The following is an 18,436-nucleotide window of genomic DNA, read 5'->3' on the forward strand; positions in this document are numbered from 1 at the left end:
GCATAAGCTCATTCCTTACGGTATGCTTGTTGCAGCTAAGGCCTGTATGCTTCTGTGCTGGACATCGGCAGAAGTCTAATATGGCCCAATATGACCAGCCTATCTCTCAAGGAGTGACCTGAATATGGAATTTACTAAAATGCACGGACTCGGCAACGACTTTATTATCGTCTATGGGGAACAAGAGCTTCCTAGCAATGCTTCTGAGCTGGCTGTAACGCTCTGCAACCGGTTCTTCGGGATCGGGGCGGACGGACTAGTGTTCATCCTGCCCTCCCAGCGCGGGGACTATATGATGCGTATTATGAACTCGGATGGATCGGAAGCGGAGCAGTGCGGCAACGCGATCCGCTGTGTCTCCAAATATGTATATGATCATGGCCTCGTGGACTCGGAGGAGATCGTCATTGAGACTATTGGAGCCGGTGAGCAGAAAGTTACATTGAAGGTTAAGGACGGCATAGTCGAGACCGTAACCGTGGATATGGGCGAGCCAGTACTGTCCGGTCTCCAGATTCCGGTTGCGATTGATGCGGAACCAGTGCTGAACCAGCCGATTGAAACGGAAGGAGCAGCATTCAAATTCACCGCGGTGTCCATGGGCAATCCACACTGTGTAATCTACGTGGAAGATGCGGTTTCCTTTGATCTTGCGACATGGGGGCCGAAGCTGGAGGTGCATCCCCTCTTTCCGCGAAAAGTCAATGTGGAGTTCGCGACTGTACTCGACCGGGGCCGGGTGGATATGCGCGTCTGGGAACGTGGCGCCGGACCGACACTGGCCTGTGGAACCGGAGCCTGCGCAACACTTGTATCGTCCGTACTGAATGGTCTGACCGACAGATCAGCCTGGATTAGCCTCAAGGGTGGGGATCTCTTTATCGAATGGAATGAAGAAGACAATCATGTCTATATGACAGGTCCCGCTGAAGTGGTATACACAGGTACTGTTGAAGCATAAGTGAACCATTAATCATCCATATGAGCTAGTAGTAAGCCAAGCCGTCACGTATTGTGACGGCTTTTTTTGTCATGATACAGCCAGAAATCAGCCGAATAATGGAAGAGTCCGCCGTGAATAATAAGCTCCAGTGTTTAGAAAGGGGGGAGATCAGGTGAACAGAAACGGCAGGTTCTGGCGTAGCCATGAGGGCGAGGGGAAGTCGTCGACAGGGCCTTCAAATGCCGGAAATGGAAATAGCAGTAGTACACCTGAACTTAGCGACGTACTTGAAGAGACGTTGGACAATATTAAAAGCGAGCTCGGCAACAGCCCGGATCTTAAAATCCGCCATGTCCTTCTCGCCGGAGCGGTACCAGTCAAAGCAGCGGCTGTTCATTTCAGCGAACTGGCGGATGCGGACAGTGTCAACCAGTTTGTGATCGGGTCACTGCTGGAAGTCTCAGTTGACACTTTCAGGAATGATGAAGGAGGGAGCGCGAATCTACCGGACTGTATACTGAATCGAGCCTTGGAGATCGGTCAGGCAAGCAGAATGGAAGTGTGGAAAGAGGTACTCCTGGCTCTTCTCTCGGGAGAGACACTGATCCTGCTTGACGGCTATTCTACAGTGATTTCCTGTGAGACAACGGGCGGAGAGTGGCGCGCTGTCGGCGAGCCTAGTTCCCAGCTTGTGGTCCGCGGTCCAAAAGACAGTTTTGTAGAGTCGGTTGCCACAAATGTATCGCTCATCCGGCGGAGAATCAAATCGCCTAAGCTTAGGCTGGAATATATGAAGATCGGTAGTGTTACTCAAACCTATGTGGCTCTGATGTACATACAGGACACAGTGGATGACAAGCTACTGGCTGAGGTCAAATTGCGGTTGAACCGGATCAAGATCGACGCAGTGCTAGAGTCAGGGTACATCGAAGAACTTATCCAGGACAAGACTTTCACGCCATTTCCGACGGTCTACAATACGGAGCGACCCGATTCCGCAGTTGCAAATTTGCTGGAGGGACGTGTGGTGCTGATTGTGGACGGCACGCCATTTATCCTGGTACTACCAGCTGTTTTTACCCAGTTCTTTCAATCCTCTGATGATTATGCCCAGCGGTTTGATATTTCCCTGTTAATGCGCATTATCCGGTATATCAGTTTTATCGTGCTGATGCTTGGACCGGCCGTATACATCGCCCTTACTACCTATCACTATGAAATGATTCCCACCACGCTATTGATCAGCCTTCTGGCACAGCGAGAGAACGTTCCCTTTCCAGCTTTTGTAGAGGCATTGTTGATGGAAGGAGCCATTGAAATTTTGCGGGAAGCGGGGGTGCGCATGCCTCGTGCAGTAGGGCAGACGGTGTCCGTTGTTGGAGCCTTGATTCTTGGCCAGGCCGTGGTGGAGGCAGGGATCATTACACCAGTAATGGTTATCGTGGTCGCCTTGACGGGGATCGCAAGCTTTGCTATTCCCGCCTATAATATGTCGATTGCGGGTAGGTTAATCCGCTTCGTCTTTCTGTTTCTCGCCGGGATGTTCGGTTTCTTCGGAATCACACTGGGCATGATTGTTCTGGTCGCACATATGAACAGCCTGCGTTCTTTCGGTATTCCTTACTTGTCGCCGATCGTTCCACCTTCATTGAAATCCCGCAAAGACACCATTTTAAGACTTCCGCTGTGGGCCAAGGGAGCTAGCAAATCACAGCATACGACGGGGGTATCCGTTCCACAAGGCAAGATGATCAACAGTGGACATGAAGAGAATCTCTCGCCCAAGATCCCGGAGGAACATGCCGAAACAACCGGTCCCATGGAAGGGATGGAGCAGCATGAATAGACGATTCCTAAGGGTAGCAGTGACAATGCTGTTTTGCATCACACTACTCGGGCTGACGGGCTGCTGGGACAGTGTGGAGCTGAACCGGAGGGCTGTGGTCACCGGAGTAGCTATTGACAGGGGGCCATCGGAGGAGGAGAAATACGAGCTTTCCTTCCAGGTTGTCGTCGCGGATGAGATTTCCGGCAAAAACGCCCGGGGCACCTCACCTGTTGCCGTATATACCGGCAGGGGCCGTTCCATGTTCGAAGCCCTTGCCGATGCTTCCCGTCAAACCGCTCGCTTTCTGTCACTGGGCCATGTCCGGGTACTGGTTATCTCCGAGAAATTTGGGAGAGAGGGCATCAAAGATATTATGGACGTACTGGAAAGGGAGAGCGAGACACGGCTGACGAGTTTTATGTTCATCTCCAAAGGGCAGACGGCAAAGGATAGTATGACCACTATGACGGTGTTTAGCAAGATTCCTGCTAATGATCTGGTGGAGAAGCTTGAGACCACCTCCAGGCAGTTTGGGTACAACTTCAAGATGGAAGTGGACGATGTGGTCCGGGGGCTTCAGATTCCGGGAGGGGGTCCACTGATCAATGGTGTACTGGTCTCCGGGGATGAGAAGAAGTCTGATACCAATGACAATCTGAAAAGCATTGCTCCTAAAGCAACACTAAAAGTGACGGGCATAGCCGCTTTTAAAGCAGACAAACTAGTGGGCTGGCTCGAAGGCAGCGAAGCAGTCGGCACAGCGTTGATAAAGAACAAAATCACACAGATGCCACTGCTAGTCAAAAGAGGGCAGGGAAACTACGTGGCGTTTAACGTCTATCTCTCACAGGTCAAGGTGGAGGCAGAGGCAGACAATCCCGAAGATCCCCTGATCACGATTAAAATCACCCAGCAGGCAGGCCTCAAGGAATCTCCCAATAACCTGGATCTCACTAATCCCAAGGTGCTGAACGACCTCTCAAAGCTAGTGGAGCAAGAAACGGAGAAGCAACTGACGGCGGCACTGACAGCAGCCCGCAGGATGAATAGTGATTTTCTGGGCTTTGGGGAAGCCGTGAAGAGAGACAACAAGAAGGGCTGGAAGCTGGTCGAAAATCATTGGGAGCAGATATTCAAAAAATGCCGGGTCAAGTATGAGATTGATGCAGTGATCAGACATACAGATATGCGCAGCAGCTCTTTTCAAGCAAATTAGTCTAGATTAAGGGGGGAGATTATGAATAAAGGCAGCGTCAAGATTGGTTTATTCGAGATCTTTACACTGACCCTGCTGTTCGAGCTTGGGACGGCACTGGTAGTGAATCTTGGCTTGGAGTCGGGAAAAGATGCCTGGCTCTCCATACTGATTGGGGATTGCATCGGTCTGTTTGTTTTTGCGGGGTATGCTTTTCTCTACAGGCGTTATCCAAAGCTGCCCTTGACGGGCTATACCCGGGAGCTCCTCGGAAAATATATCGGCGCGGTGGTATCCGTGCTGTACGTTATTCTGTTCATGAATCTGGCGGGGCGCGATTTGCGGGATGGAAGTACGATGCTCGTTATGGCGACCATGCACCGGACGCCGTTGTTTATTATTTCGGTGCTCATGATTCTATCCTGTGCCTATGTGCTGCATAAGGGCGTGGAGGTGCTGGCGCGGACATCGCTGATATTCGGGGTAATTGTCCTGTCTATCGGAATTTTTTGCACAATTTTGCTGGTCCTGTCCGGGTCGATCAATATCAACCACTTGTTACCAGTGTTGGAAAATGGGATTCAGCCCGTCCTGTCTTCTGTTGTGCATCAGAATTTCATGTTTCCATTTGGGGAAATGATCAGCTTCACCATGCTAATGCCGTACTTAAGCAACCGTAAAAAAGGGCCGTGGGTCATCGGTGCAACGGTGTTTTTATCCGGCCTGCTGCTCAGTTTTACGATGGCTTTGAATATTTCGGTGCTTGGCGCAGATATCGCAAAACGGTCTCCGCTTCCTCTGATGCCTACCATCAGCAAAATTTCCATTTCGGATTTTATCCAGCGAGTCGATATCCTGGTTGTGATGGTGCTTATTATCGGTGTATTCTTCAAAATGGCGGTTTTTTTCGCAGCAGCACTGGTAGGGCTCTCAGAGCTGTTCAAGGTACCTTACCGGAAAATGGTCTATCCTGTTTCTCTGATCATACTATTCAGCTCCATGCTGGACGCCCGCAGCTTTACAGAGCATCTGCAGGAGGGAGGGAAGCTGCTGTATACGATATATCCCTTCTTTATGCTGCTGTTCCCTGCCATTCTGATCCTGGTCTCTCTCATAAGAGGTCACCGTTCGCCGCCCCGCTCAGGCTGATGTCCCGTGATCCACAGTTTGATATCGGGAATGACTAGACACAGCAGCATAATGACAGCTGTCAACTTCTCGGAAGTCGTGTAGAGCAAATAGTTTAGGATATACGAAATATTATCCAGGCCATAGCCGAACATCCAGTCTCCTAAATACAGATAGAGCAGACTCAGCCCACACAGTAGCAGAAGGATTGCGTATTTCCGAAGTAGAAGCTTTCTTGTTTTGTTCTTCATTGGAACCTCTCCCTTGTTCTAGCTTCAGATAGTATGGAGCATTTGCTGCAGGGACATGCATCTTCAGCAGCGATGAGAAATTGCTTTACTGCGAAAGCTTATCATTCATCCCGATTTATGTTACATTAGTATGAAACTAATGTCAGGGGAGGGCTTGCGGTGAAGCCGGATTTACGTTCCGCATGGGGAAACAAAGTGCTTGTCGGCGATGGTGCGATGGGTACATTTTTATATCAGAAAGGCTTCCCTGTAGGGATCTCTTATGAAGAATTGAACTTGACCTCTCCGGAGGTTATAGAGGAAGTACACCGTAGCTATATTCAGGCGGGAGCGGTGCTGCTGGAGAGCAATACCTATTCGGCTAACTATGATAAACTGTCTAAATTTGGCTTGGAATCCAAGGTCGAAGAAATTAACCGGACAGGTGTGAGGATTGCCCGGCGTGCCGCTGGAGAGGCTGGCTATGTTGTTGGGGCCGTTGGCTCTATCCGTGCCGGGAAGCGGGCCAATCTCTCCTCTTCGGAGCTTAAAAAATATTTCACACAGCAGATTACCGCATTATTGGAAGAAGATGTAGACGGCATTATGCTGGAAACGTTCTATGATGTCGAGGAAATGCATTTAGCGCTCAAGACGATCCGCAAACACAGTTCGGTGCCGGTGATCTGCCAGTTCGCCATGGATGATACAGCCCGGACACTGGATGGGCTGACGCTGCCGGAGGCGTTTCGGATTCTGGAGCAAGACGGTGCCGATATTATTGGCTTCAACTGCCGTACTGGCCCGATGGGGATCAAGCGTGCTCTGGGCACACTCCAGGGGAGCCTGACGCTGCCGGTCTCTATATACCCGAATGCAGGTATAGCGGATTATGTGGATGGACAGTACAAATATGGGGCGTCGCCGGAGTATTTTGGCCAGATGGCGATGACCTTTGCAGAGATGGGCAGCCGAATTATCGGGGGCTGCTGTGGAACAACTCCGCAGCATATTGCCGAGATCTCGAAGGCGCTGGCGGGCTACGAGCCGGAGGCGCTGCCGGAGCCGACAGTGAAGCCTGTTGAGCGTATTGCGATTACAGAGCATTTGAGCGACGAGACAGGACATGACGGAGGAGAGCCGACGCTGGTTGACCTCGTTAAGGAACGCCATACTGTTATAGTGGAGCTTGATCCGCCGCGAGATCTGGATATTAACAAGTTCATGAAAGGCGCGGAAGCACTGCGCCGCGCCGGTGCAGACGCACTGACGCTAGCCGACAACTCGCTGGCGGTTACACGTATGAGTAATATGGCCTTAGGGCATCTGGTCCAGGCCAAGACGGGGCTGCGCCCGCTGGTGCACATTGCCTGCCGGGACCGCAATCTGATTGGTACACAATCCCATCTGATGGGGTTCGATGCCCTAGGCGTCAACCACGTTCTGGCTGTAACCGGTGACCCTGCTCGCTTCGGTGATCTGCCGGGATCAAGCTCGGTGTATGACCTGACCTCATTTGAAATTATAAGAATGATTAAGCAGTTGAATGATGGCATCGCATTCTCGGGCAAGCCGCTGAAGCAGAAAGCTAATTTCGTGATCGGGGCTGCATTTAACCCTAACGTTAAGCATTTGGACAAAGCGGTACAGCGTTTGGAGAAAAAAATCGCATCCGGCGCGGATTATATCATGACCCAGCCAGTCTATGATCCAGAGCTGATTGCCAATATAGGCAAAGCTACAGCACATCTCAGCGTGCCTGTATTCCTCGGCATTATGCCACTTGCGAGCGGCCGTAACGCTGAATATTTGCACAATGAGGTACCGGGTATTCAGCTATCCGAAGAAGTTCGCAATCGGATGAGTGGGCTGGAAGGGGAAGCCGGACGAGCCGAGGGTGTGGCCATTGCCAAGGAGCTGCTAGATGCGGCTACGGAGCATTTTAACGGAATTTACCTGATGACGCCTTTCATGTTCTACGATATGAGCGTACAACTGCTGGAGTATGTATGGCAGAAGTCCGGGCGCAAATTGTCCCCCTTGTTTCGTTAAGTATAATCAATTACAATAGTGTAATGGATGTGATTCCGTTGTCATTTAGCATGACCGGATACGGTCAATCGTCCCTGCAATTCGGCGGTTACAAGATTACGTTCGAAGTCAAATCGGTGAATCACCGGTACTGCGAAGTTGTGCTGCGGATGCCCCGGGATTGGATGGTTTATGAGGATGTACTGAAGCGCAAGGTGCAGCAGCACATCAAACGGGGACGGGTGGATGTAGTTATTAACAGGGAGCGCGACGAGGAAGCCTCTACTGGACTGGTGCTGAACCAGTCCATAGTGAAGTCCTATCTTCAAGCTGCGGATACGCTGCAAGAGTCGTTCGGACTTAAAGGCGAACTCAGTCTGCGCGACCTGCTCTCATTGCCTGGCGTGATGGAAAGCAGGGAGGGAGCTGCGGGTTTTGACCCGGTATCCCCCGAGGATCTGTCTGAAATGCTTGAGCAGGGCTTGGATCAGAGTCTGCAGTCCCTCATGGAGATGCGTGTCCGTGAGGGGGGCTATCTGGGTGCAGATCTGGAACAGCGACTAAGCCATTTGGAGAAGCTTCATGCCGATATGGTGGAGCTGGCTCCAACGGTTGTAAGTGAATATCGGGACAAGCTGCGTCAGCGACTTGGCGAACTGAATGACGGAACCTTCCCTTTTGATGAGCATAAGTTCGGAATGGAAATCGCCATCTTTGCCGACCGTTGCAATATTGATGAAGAGCTGACCCGACTCCACAGTCATTTCGAACAATGCAGAAGCCTTTTAAGAGAGAACGAACCGGCAGGGCGTAAACTGGATTTTCTCATTCAGGAGATGAACCGGGAGACGAACACCATCGGTTCCAAATGTAATCACTTGACACTGGCTGGCTGTGCGCTGGAAATGAAAGCGGAGTTGGAGAAAATTCGGGAACAGGCGGCGAATTTAGAGTAACCGAAGCCTTGATCCACAAGCGAAGATGTAACTTATTGGGGGGAACAAACGGAACATGGCCATTAAACTTATCAACATCGGCTTTGGAAATATCGTGTCGGCAAACCGTATCATTTCCATTGTCAGCCCGGAATCGGCGCCGATCAAACGCATCATTCAGGAGGCCAGAGACAGGCATATGCTGATTGATGCCACCTATGGCCGCCGTACCCGTGCCGTCATCATTACGGACAGTGATCATGTCATCCTGTCTGCGGTTCAGCCGGAGACTGTGGCGCACCGCTTGTCCAGCAAAGACGACGATAACGACGAATAACGATTAAATGGAGTGTACTATGTCAAAAGGATTGCTGATCATATTATCCGGCCCATCCGGTGTTGGTAAAGGAACTGTCTGTACTGCGCTGCGGCCAAAGATGCCGGAATTGATTTATTCCGTATCGGCTACAACCCGTAGCCCGCGTGCAGGTGAAGAAGACGGTGTCAATTATTTTTTCAAAAGCAGAGAGCAGTTTTTGTCTATGATCGAAGCCGATCAATTGCTCGAACACGCAGAATACGTGGGTAATTATTATGGTACTCCGCGTGATTTTGTGGAACGGACACTCGAGAGTGGAAAGGATATTATCCTGGAGATCGAGGTGCAAGGCGCCTTGAAGGTAAAGGAGAAGTTCCCGGAAGGTATCTTTGTGTTCTTGCTTCCGCCGTCCATGGATGAACTTAAGGACCGCATTCGCGGCCGTGGCACGGAGCATCCCGATGTCATCAATCACCGTATGTCGGTGGCAGAGGATGAGATCAGCCTGATGCAGCATTATGACTATGCTGTCGTTAACGATGAGATCGATCTGGCCTGCAAGCGAATAGAAAGTATCATTATCGCCGAACATTGTAAGATCAGAGAACTGTAGGTCGGTTCTATCCACAGTAAATTATAAAGAGGTGCTCACGTGTTATATCCATCCATTGATGAAATGATGAACAAAGTGGACAGCAAGTACTCGCTCGTTGTCGCTGCATCCCGCCGTGCTAGACAGTTGCGCGAAGGCGGAAAGACAGATATTAAATCTCCTAGATCCCATAAGTTCGTTGGGGTTGCTCTTGAAGAAGTCTATGAGGACCGTATTATCGTAACAAAAGGGGAAGAAAACTAGTCCCCAATAGCTTCAGCATAAACGGACGCCGCCTCCTCAAGAGGCGGGCGCTGCCGTTTTTTTTCTGAGTGAAGAAGCTAAAGGTTGAAGTGACAATTTAGCGATAATAGCCCGGACCGGGCTGTTCCTGACAACCGGAAGGTTGTTATTTTTTTAAATATAAGGATGTATATGTTCTACGCTAATAATCATCCTTATATTTCTCGCAGAAACGGATGCCGTCCTTTAAAGGACGGCAGAGCCGTTTCTACTTGCTCACATGATCGTTCAATTGCAGGATGAGTATGAGGAGGAGGATCATTTTGAATAGCTTGAAGGGGAAAAGGATTATACTTGGCGTAACCGGAGGGATTGCTGCTTTCAAGGCGGCTGCTTTAACTAGCAAGCTGGCCCAGAAAGGGGCCGATGTACATGTTATTATGACGAATTCGGCCAAACAGTTTATCACAGAGCTGACGATGCAGTCATTATCCAAAAACCTGGTGTACAGTGATACGTTTCAGGAGCGAGACCCGTCTCTCTTTGCGCATATAGATCTTGCCGGCAGCGCAGATTTGGTGCTGGTTGCGCCAGCCACAGCCAATATTATCGGTAAAATGGCCCATGGCCTGGCAGATGATATGCTGTCTACCACACTTCTGGCTACAACAGCCCCTATCATGGTGGCTCCGGCTATGAACGTGCATATGTACCAGCATCCTGCTGTTATGAACAATCTTGATATTCTTGCCCGTCGGGGTGTTGGGTTCATTGAACCAGGTGAGGGCATGCTGGCCTGCGGTTATGTGGGTAAAGGAAGACTGGAAGAGCCGGAAACGATTGTGCAATGTGTTGAACGTTTTTTTGCCCAGCAGGAGACGGTGACATCAGGAGCTCTAACCGGTAAAAAAGTGGTTATCACCGCTGGTGGGACCGTGGAACGGATTGATCCAGTTCGTTATATTTCCAACGATTCATCCGGGAAAATGGGCTTTGCCCTGGCCCGTGCAGCAAGGCTTATGGGTGCTGAAGTCACTCTGATTGCTGCCCGTACAGATGAAGCGCTGCCGCAAGAAGCAGGCATCCATGTGGTGCAGGTGCAATCTGCCGAGGATATGTATGATGCTGTGATAGCGCACTGGGAAAATTGCGATATTCTGATCAAGGCTGCAGCCGTCTCAGACTATCGTCCAAAGTTCAGTGCAGACACCAAGATCAAGAAGAGCGGAGACACGATGACGCTTGAACTTGTAAAAACAACGGATATTTTGGAAACACTGGGTAAGAAGAAAGACAAACAGTTCCTGATCGGCTTTGCGGCGGAGACGGGTAATGCGGAGATGTATGCGAAGGACAAGCTAGTCCGTAAGAACTGTGATTTGATTGTTGCTAATGATGTAGCTGTCCCAGGGGCCGGTTTTGGGACGGATACGAATATAGTATCTATTTATGATCGGAATGGACTGGTAAAAGAGCTGCCACTATTGTCCAAGGATGAGGTTGCTAAGCAACTGCTTATTTTGGCGGCAGAACGAACCTCCGGAGCCTCTTTATAATGGATATAGCCAAGGTCATTGTCGATGTACCTGTACGCAGCACTGACCGGCCTTTTGACTATAGTATCCCCGAATCGCTGAAGCTCTGGATTGAAATCGGCAGCCGTGTTGCTGTTCCCTTCGGGCATCGTACGGTGCAAGGGTTCGTTGTATCCCTGGAATCTGGAGAAACCGGCTCACTGCAAGGGTTGAAGCCGATTCAGGAGGTCCTGGACCTCATCCCTCCACTGTCGCCGGAACTGGTTGAACTGGCGGATTGGATGAGCCGGAAGTATGCGTGCAGGAGGATATCCTCTCTGCAGGCGATGCTGCCTACCGCTTTGAAGGGCAAAGCCGAACGGCTGATCTCACTGGGCGAGTCTGCTGATGATCTGTCCTCAGCGGATGGAACTGACGGATTTTTCCCTGAAGAAGAGCTGTTCTCGATGTTTACCGATACAGGAAGTGAAGAGCGGGAGATTACCGAATTTGTACGGCGGGCCGGGGAAGTATCCATGAAGCAGTTGACTCGGTCCTTCCCGGATGCTGCGGAGACGGTGAAGTTCATGCTGCGCCGGGGTGTCCTGTCGGAGAGTCAGAGCATTAAGGATAAGATGGGCAAGAAGAAGATAAAAGTCGTAGACCTGACTATGGATGTCGATTCGGCTCGTGAATCATTAGCCGGTTTTCCGGCAAGGTCTGCACGGCAGAAGGAAGTATTGACCTTCCTGATTGAGATGGCTGCTATGCTGCCGTTGCCTCTCAAGGAAGTGCTAGCGGTCTTGCAGGTGACGGCAGGCACAGTGAAAGGACTGGAGGAAAAGGGATATATCGAGATCGGTGAGATTGAGGTGTACCGTGATCCTTACCAGGGACGTGACTTCAAGCCAACTGCACCTCTGCCGCTTACACTGGAGCAGCAAAGTGTGTACTCGCGCATTGCGGCTACAGTGAATGAACAGCAGCATGAGGTATTCCTGCTGCATGGTGTAACCGGCAGCGGTAAGACAGAGATCTATCTCCAATGCATACAGCGCTGTCTGGATCAAGATCGACAGGCTGTGGTGCTGGTACCGGAGATTTCCCTTACACCGCAGATGGTGGAGCGGTTCAAAGGCCGCTTTGGCAGCGGTGTGGCTGTAATGCACAGCCGCTTGTCAGCCGGAGAGCGGTACGATGAATGGCGCAAGATTCGCGAGGGGAAAGCAACGGTTGCTGTCGGAGCGCGTTCAGCGGTATTTGCACCGTTTACTAACCTGGGATTGATTATCATGGACGAGGAGCATGAGACCTCTTACAAGCAAGAAGAGAATCCGAAGTACCATGCCCGTGATGTCGCGGTACGCAGGGCGGAGCAATGCGGAGCTGCCGTTATTCTGGGCTCTGCGACACCGTCGCTGGAGAGCTACCATGCCGCACGATCGCAAAGTGACATTCACTTCTCGCCAGTGCTGCTGGAAATGCCCAGTCGTGCACTCGGCAACCCATTGCCGAAAGTGCAGGTTGTGGACATGCGTGAGGAGCTGAAGGATGGCAACCGCTCGATGTTTAGCCGTAGTTTGCATGCAGCACTGGCCGAACGCCTGGAGCGGGGAGAGCAAACCGTGCTGCTGCTGAACCGCCGGGGCTTTTCCACCTTCGTCATGTGCCGGAGCTGCGGGTATGTAGCTACCTGTCCGGAATGCGATATTTCGCTGACCTTCCACAGTCGCAGCAACAACCTGCGCTGTCACTACTGCGGTCACGCCGAGCCGGCGCCGCAGCTCTGCCCAGAATGCGGAAGTGAGCATATTCGTTTCTTCGGGACCGGCACGCAGCGTGTCGAGGAAGAGCTGGGCAAGCTTTTTCCCGGTATTCGGGTCATTCGGATGGACGTGGATACCACCACGGAAAAGGGTTCGCATGAGAAGCTTCTGGGCCAGTTCCGGGATAAAAAAGCTGATGTGCTGCTGGGAACGCAGATGGTAGCCAAAGGTCTAGATTTTCCAGATGTAACTCTTGTTGGTGTCATCACAGCGGATTCGGCGCTAAATCTACCGGACTTCCGCGCAGCCGAGAAAACGTTCCAGTTGCTCACACAGGTGGCCGGTCGGGCGGGACGCCATCAGCTCCCGGGCGAAGTGGTTGTTCAGTCGTATACGCCGGAGCATTATTCGATTATTCATGCTAGCGGGCATGATTATCATGCCTTCGTCCGCGACGAACTGAAGCATCGCAGAGGCCTGCATTATCCGCCATACTGCCGTCTTATCTTGGTGACGTTGTCCCATGAGCAGCTTCCGCTGCTACTGCGGCTGGCTGAGAATTATGCGCTGAATATTCAGGGCAAAGCGAGGCAGCTTCGATGGTACGGAAGTCTGGACAAGCTGTCTGCAGATGCACTCGATCTGCTGGGTCCGGTGGCTTCGCCGCTGCCGCGCCTGAAGGGCAGATACCGGTTCCAGTGTATGATCAAATGGCGCGGGAGTATTGATGCGGTAGGATTGGCGCGACAGGTAGCGGCTGAGCTGGAAGATTCCGCGCGGGATACAGGGCTTCAAATCAGTATTGATGTAGATCCGCAAATGTTGATGTAAGGCTGGATCGTGTTACAATAGGCAAAAGAATGTTTGCAGGGCTATTAATGTGAACTTGAGAATCTAACATTCTGGACGGAATTGGGGAGCAACAGCGACCGCAGTTCACACTTCACGGGAATATTCGCCTGAGCTAACGTTCGAGCTTAACAGGTGCTTTGGTAACAGGAAAATATACCGTTAATTCTCTCCGTTCACCTTATTTGTTATAAATAACAGGAATTTCTCCCGTTAAAAACCTCTTTTTCACCGTAATTGTCTAGTTATGAGGTGATTAACAGGAGTTTTTCCAGTTATTTTAAGAAAAGAAGAGAATGAAATCAAAATAACAGGAGTTATTCCCGTTATTCTTGTTATTTCCATGCCCCTATCGAGTGGAGCTGAGCTTTTCGGCGCGTTAGTCACCTGAATGAGTGAAATCTTTGTGAGCGAAGGTTTCATATTGTCCCTTAGGTTACAAAGTGGCCCTCCAGCTACAAAGTGGCCCGTAGGATACAAGAAGGCCGTTATTTAGACGTCGGCGTCATTTTCGAAATGACGTCGTGTTCTTAAATGCTTTTTATATATCTTTATAAAAATACAAACATGTATCAGAACAGGGATGGTGTTGTTGAAATGGCAATACGTTTGATTGTAAAAGAACCGGATGAAGTGCTTCACAAAATAGCAAAAGAAGTAAAGGCTGTAACGCCAAATGTACAAAAGTTGCTTGATGATATGGCAGATACAATGTATGACGCGGAAGGCGTAGGTCTGGCTGCACCGCAGGTCGGCATTCTGAAACGGCTGATTGTGGTAGATGCAGATGAAGAGCATGGACTGATCAAAATGATCAATCCGGAAATTGTTTCTACCGAGGGAGAGCAGCTTGGACCAGAAGGGTGCCTCAGTATCCCTGGCCTTAATGGTGATGTACGCCGTGCGGAGACAGTGACCGTACGTGGTCTTGACCGTGAAGGTAAAGAAATTACAATTACCGGTAGCGGTTTGCTTGCCCGGGCTTTTCAACATGAGATTGACCATCTGAACGGCGTATTGTTCACAGACATTGCCGAGAAGGTATACGAATATACGGCTGAACGCAGCGAATCCGAGGAGTGATCTGATGAAGATAGTATTCATGGGAACCCCGGCTTTTGCCGTGCCCAGTCTACAAATGCTGGTGGAAGAGGGCTACGAGGTTGTAGCCGTTCTTACTCAGCCGGATCGGCCACAGGGCCGAAAAAAAACGCTGACCCCTTCTCCGGTCAAAGAAGCGGCGCAGGCACTGGGTCTTCCAGTGCTTCAGCCGGAACGTTTGCGCCGTCCGGAAGCGGTGGCTGAACTGGCGACTTACGCGCCAGATTTGATTGTTACCGCAGCTTATGGGCAGATTCTGCCCAAATCGGTTCTGGATCTGCCGCAGAACGGCTGTGTGAACGTACACGGCTCACTTTTGCCGAAGTATCGTGGCGGTGCTCCGATCCAGCGCTCGATTATTAATGGTGAAAAAGTCACAGGTGTAACCCTGATGTATATGGCAGAAGGGCTGGATACCGGCGATATGATCTCTCGTGTCGAGGTGCCGATCGAAGACGGGGATACCTCTGGTGATCTCTTTGAGAAGCTGAGCTTGGCTGGACGTGATCTGCTGAAGGCTGAAATGCCTCGTCTTGCGGCCGGTCGTGTGGACGCGGTGGTGCAGGAGGAGAGTGAAGCTACCTACGCACCGAACCTGAGCCGCGAGGATGAGCGTATAGACTGGAACACGTCTTCGCGTGACATCTATAACCGCATCCGTGGACTCGTGCCGTTCTCCGGCGCGTTTACCCTCTGGAATGGGGAGACGTTCAAGGTATGGGCAGCGACTAATCCGTCGCTGGCTTCTACCAGGAACGTCGGTCAGGCCGCACCAGGCGCGGTGCTGGCGGTGGAAGCACAAGGCGTCGAGGTGAAGACCGGCGACGGCAGCTTGCTTTTGACGACGGTGCAGCCGGCAGGCAAAAAAGCTATGAGCGCCGCTGACTTCAGTCGCGGGGCAGCGATGAAACCTGGCACGGTGCTAGGATGAGCGGCGGTGGCAATAGCGCAGGCCGGAATGGCCAGCGCGGACATTCACCTCGCCAGAGCGGAAACCGTCCGCCGGACGTAGGGAAAGCCGCCGTCGCAGGGAAAACGGTAGGCGCAGGGAAAGTGGCAACCGCAGGGAACGCTACTGCCGGCAATGCCAATGGTGCAGGTAGCGGGAAGGGCGGCGGTAAACCGGCCTCGGCCCGTGAAGTAGCCTTGGATGTGCTGGTAAGAGTCGAGCAGCAGGGCGCTTATAGCAATCTGCTGCTGAACAGCAGCTTGCAGAAATCTTCACTGAGCCGGGAAGATACGGGACTGGCTACCGAGCTAGTCTACGGAACCATTTCCAGAATGAACACGCTGGATGAAGTGCTGGAAGAGTTCGTCAGCAAGGGAATCGCCAAGCTGCAGCCCTGGGTACGGAATCTGCTTCGCCTGAGTCTGTATCAGATCATGTATCTTGATCGCGTTCCATCGCATGCAGCCGTGAACGAAGCTGTGAATATCGCCAAGAAGCGTGGACATCAGGGGATTTCCGGGATGGTCAACGGGGTCCTGCGCAGCGCGCTGCGCGCTGGTGACCTCCCGGTGCTGCCGGAGAATCTGGGTCCGGCGAAGCGTATTTCTATTCGGCACTCGCATCCACTGTGGCTGGTAAAGCGCTGGATTGATGAATATGGTGTGGAGACGGCAGAGGCGATGTGTGCTTCCAACAATCAGCCTCCCGCTGTCAGCGTTCGTGTCAATACAACGATGATCAGCCGTGAACGTCTGCTGGAGAAAATGACAGCGGAGGGGCTGCAGGCCTCACCTTCGAAGATCAGTCCTTTCGGAATTGTTATCAAGGGAGGCGGCAATCCGGCGTTAACTTCCTGGTACCGGGACGGCTATCTGTCCGTTCAGGATGAAAGCTCCATGCTAGTGGCTGAGGTTGTGGCTCCGGAACCCGGTATGAAGGTGCTGGACTGCTGTGCCGCACCAGGCGGTAAAACCTCACATATGGGCGAGCTGATGAAAGACGAAGGCACGATTCATGCCAATGATCTGCATCCGCATAAAGCCGCGTTGATTGCGGATCAAGCCCAGCGGCTTGGGCTGGAATGTGTCGTGACGGGAAGTGCTGACGCTCTAGATCTAGAGCAGAGGTTCGAGCCCGGTTCCTTCGACAGAATCCTGCTCGATGCTCCTTGCTCCGGCCTTGGCGTGATTCGCCGCAAGCCGGATTTGAAGTGGCGTAAGCAGCCGGAGGATATCGAGAGCGTATCTGCGCTTCAGCGGCAGCTGCTCCAGTCGGTCTCCCGGCTGCTTAAACCAGGAGGCGTGCTGGTGTACAGTACCTGCACAACAGAGAAAGCCGAGAACGGGGAAGTCGTGACCTCCTTCCTGGAGCAGAACCCTGATTTTACGCCGTTAACCTTCTCTTCAGAGGTCTGGAAACGTCTGGAGGGGACGGCGCTGGCTGCGGGAGAGGGCATACAGTTGCTGCCTCATCATTATGGCAGCGACGGGTTCTATATTGCCCGGCTTCAGCGAATCTTGTAATATAGTAGAGGCGAAGGTAAAACCTTTACTACCCCGCCCACCGGGCCCGGTGTGGCGGGTTTTCTTTTGAAATATAAGAATGTATATGTATTACGCTATAAATCATCCTTATATTTCTCGCTGAAACGGATACCGTCCCTTAAAGGACGGCAAAGCCGGTTCTACTTGCCCCCTTCGAAATTTGTGTTAAACTAGAAAGAATGAGAAATAATAAGCATATCCTTATGAAAGAACAGGTGCCAATACGAATGAAACCTTTAATATATGATTTTTCTTTGGAAGAGTTGCAACAATGGGCGAAAGACAACGGAGAGCCTGCTTTTCGGGGCGGACAGATTTTTGATTGGCTGTATGTGAAGCGTGTGAATGATTTTGAATCCATGAGTAATTTGTCCAAGGGGTTGCGGACCAAGCTCAGTGAGCAGTTCTCGATTGACGTCTTAACTGAAATTACGAAGCTGGAATCGAAAGATGGTACTGTGAAGTTCCTGTTCGGTCTCCATGATGATCATGCCATCGAGACCGTTATTATGAAGCACAACTACGGTAACAGCGTCTGTGTTACCACACAGGTGGGCTGCCGGGTTGGCTGTACCTTCTGCGCCTCAACACTTGGCGGATTGAAGCGGGACTTGACGGCGGGTGAGATCGTAGCACAAGTGGTTCGCTCCCAGCAGATTCTTGACACTCGTGGCGAACGGGTAAGCAGTATTGTGATTATGGGCACAGGCGAACCTTTCGAGAATTATGACGCAACTATGAGATTCCTGCGTCTGATGATTCATGAGAAGGGCCTGAACATCGGCCAGCGTCACATCACGGTCTCAACAAGCGGTATTGTGCCAAACATCTACAAGTTTGCCGAGGAGGATACGCAGATCAATCTGGCGATCTCCATCCATGCACCGAATGATGCGCTCCGCTCCAAGCTGATGCCGGTTAACCGCCGCTTCCCCTTTGACGATGTGATCGAATCCCTGCGTTACTACCAGGCGAAGACAGGACGCCGTATTAGTTTTGAGTACGCCCTGATCGGCGGAGTGAATGACCAGCCTGAGCATGCTGCGGAATTGGCGGGCGTACTGAAGAACATGCTGTGCCACGTCAATCTGATCCCGATCAACCATGTGCCGGAGCGCAAGTATGTGCGTACATCCCGTAAGGATATCTTTGAGTTTCAACGTGTATTGTCCGATCATGGTGTGAATGTTACCATTCGTCGTGAACAGGGCCATGATATTGCGGCTGCATGTGGACAATTGCGCGCTAAACATATGGATCTGAGGTGAG

Annotated in this window: 16 protein-coding genes; 15 read left to right on the forward strand and 1 reads right to left on the reverse strand. The window is 51.5% G+C overall.

Going from position 1 to position 18,436, the window contains the following annotated elements; all coding sequences use genetic code 11:
• Window positions 1-124: 124 nt before the first annotated feature.
• From dapF to ACFVRY_RS01265, 4 genes are all read left to right on the forward strand, one after another.
• A complete protein-coding gene (gene dapF, locus ACFVRY_RS01250) occupies window positions 125-961 on the forward strand; it encodes a diaminopimelate epimerase (RefSeq protein WP_387496228.1) in 837 nt (278 codons plus the stop codon).
• Between the two features lie 154 nt (window positions 962-1,115).
• Window positions 1,116-2,789 carry a spore germination protein gene (locus ACFVRY_RS01255; RefSeq protein WP_387496231.1) on the forward strand — a complete coding sequence of 558 codons (1,674 nt, stop codon included), beginning with the start codon at window positions 1,116-1,118 and terminating at the stop codon, window positions 2,787-2,789.
• Window positions 2,782-3,987, forward strand: a complete 1,206-nt coding sequence (locus tag ACFVRY_RS01260; RefSeq protein WP_387496234.1) for a Ger(x)C family spore germination protein — start codon at window positions 2,782-2,784, stop codon at window positions 3,985-3,987. The genes ACFVRY_RS01255 and ACFVRY_RS01260 overlap by 8 nt, the downstream gene beginning before the upstream one ends.
• Before the next feature lie 21 nt (window positions 3,988-4,008).
• Window positions 4,009-5,115, forward strand: a complete 1,107-nt coding sequence (locus ACFVRY_RS01265; RefSeq protein WP_387496237.1) for a GerAB/ArcD/ProY family transporter — start codon at window positions 4,009-4,011, stop codon at window positions 5,113-5,115.
• On the opposite strand, the gene ACFVRY_RS01270 is transcribed toward ACFVRY_RS01265, so the two are convergent.
• Entirely contained in the window at window positions 5,088-5,345 is a 258-nt protein-coding gene (locus ACFVRY_RS01270; protein WP_387496240.1) for a hypothetical protein, read from the reverse strand. The two genes, ACFVRY_RS01265 and ACFVRY_RS01270, sit on opposite strands and share 28 nt — an antisense overlap.
• Before the next feature lie 159 nt (window positions 5,346-5,504).
• Here ACFVRY_RS01270 and ACFVRY_RS01275 point away from each other — a divergent pair, with 159 nt between their 5' ends.
• The 11 genes from ACFVRY_RS01275 to rlmN all read left to right on the forward strand — a co-directional run bounded on the left by ACFVRY_RS01275 (window position 5,505) and on the right by rlmN (window position 18,435).
• On the forward strand, window positions 5,505-7,376 hold the full coding sequence (locus ACFVRY_RS01275) for a bifunctional homocysteine S-methyltransferase/methylenetetrahydrofolate reductase (RefSeq protein ID WP_387496243.1): 1,872 nt from the start codon (window positions 5,505-5,507) through the stop codon (window positions 7,374-7,376).
• A 38-nt stretch (window positions 7,377-7,414) separates the two neighbouring features.
• The gene (locus tag ACFVRY_RS01280) at window positions 7,415-8,311 is read left to right on the forward strand and encodes a YicC/YloC family endoribonuclease (RefSeq protein WP_387496246.1); all 897 of its coding nucleotides are present in this window, start codon (window positions 7,415-7,417) and stop codon (window positions 8,309-8,311) included.
• 55 nt (window positions 8,312-8,366) lie between these two features.
• The gene (remA, locus tag ACFVRY_RS01285; protein ID WP_006209218.1) at window positions 8,367-8,627 is read left to right on the forward strand and encodes an extracellular matrix/biofilm regulator RemA; all 261 of its coding nucleotides are present in this window, start codon (window positions 8,367-8,369) and stop codon (window positions 8,625-8,627) included.
• A 19-nt stretch (window positions 8,628-8,646) separates the two neighbouring features.
• Window positions 8,647-9,222 carry a guanylate kinase gene (gene gmk / locus ACFVRY_RS01290; protein ID WP_387496249.1) on the forward strand — a complete coding sequence of 192 codons (576 nt, stop codon included), beginning with the start codon at window positions 8,647-8,649 and terminating at the stop codon, window positions 9,220-9,222.
• Window positions 9,223-9,261: 39 nt separating this feature from the next.
• Window positions 9,262-9,465 (forward strand): DNA-directed RNA polymerase subunit omega, encoded by a 204-nt coding sequence (rpoZ, locus tag ACFVRY_RS01295; protein WP_387496252.1) that lies wholly within the window; start codon window positions 9,262-9,264, stop codon window positions 9,463-9,465.
• Window positions 9,466-9,749: 284 nt separating this feature from the next.
• Window positions 9,750-11,000, forward strand: a complete 1,251-nt coding sequence (gene coaBC, locus ACFVRY_RS01300; RefSeq protein ID WP_387496254.1) for a bifunctional phosphopantothenoylcysteine decarboxylase/phosphopantothenate--cysteine ligase CoaBC — start codon at window positions 9,750-9,752, stop codon at window positions 10,998-11,000.
• Window positions 11,000-13,555 (forward strand): primosomal protein N', encoded by a 2,556-nt coding sequence (priA, locus tag ACFVRY_RS01305; RefSeq protein ID WP_387496257.1) that lies wholly within the window; start codon window positions 11,000-11,002, stop codon window positions 13,553-13,555. Before coaBC ends, priA begins: the two co-directional genes overlap by 1 nt.
• A gap of 615 nt (window positions 13,556-14,170) precedes the next feature.
• A complete protein-coding gene (gene def / locus ACFVRY_RS01310) occupies window positions 14,171-14,656 on the forward strand; it encodes a peptide deformylase (RefSeq protein ID WP_379201767.1) in 486 nt (161 codons plus the stop codon).
• A gap of 4 nt (window positions 14,657-14,660) precedes the next feature.
• Window positions 14,661-15,605 (forward strand): methionyl-tRNA formyltransferase, encoded by a 945-nt coding sequence (gene fmt, locus ACFVRY_RS01315; protein WP_387496260.1) that lies wholly within the window; start codon window positions 14,661-14,663, stop codon window positions 15,603-15,605.
• A complete protein-coding gene (rsmB, locus tag ACFVRY_RS01320; protein WP_387496263.1) occupies window positions 15,602-17,146 on the forward strand; it encodes a 16S rRNA (cytosine(967)-C(5))-methyltransferase RsmB in 1,545 nt (514 codons plus the stop codon). The genes fmt and rsmB overlap by 4 nt, the downstream gene beginning before the upstream one ends.
• A gap of 248 nt (window positions 17,147-17,394) precedes the next feature.
• Complete coding sequence (gene rlmN / locus ACFVRY_RS01325; RefSeq protein WP_387496266.1) at window positions 17,395-18,435, forward strand: dual-specificity RNA methyltransferase RlmN; 1,041 nt, start codon at window positions 17,395-17,397, stop codon at window positions 18,433-18,435.
• Window position 18,436: the final 1 nt, after the last annotated feature.

The sequence above is a fragment of the Paenibacillus sp. NPDC057934 genome (assembly GCF_042887565.1).
Taxonomy (GTDB): domain Bacteria; phylum Bacillota; class Bacilli; order Paenibacillales; family Paenibacillaceae; genus Paenibacillus_AQ.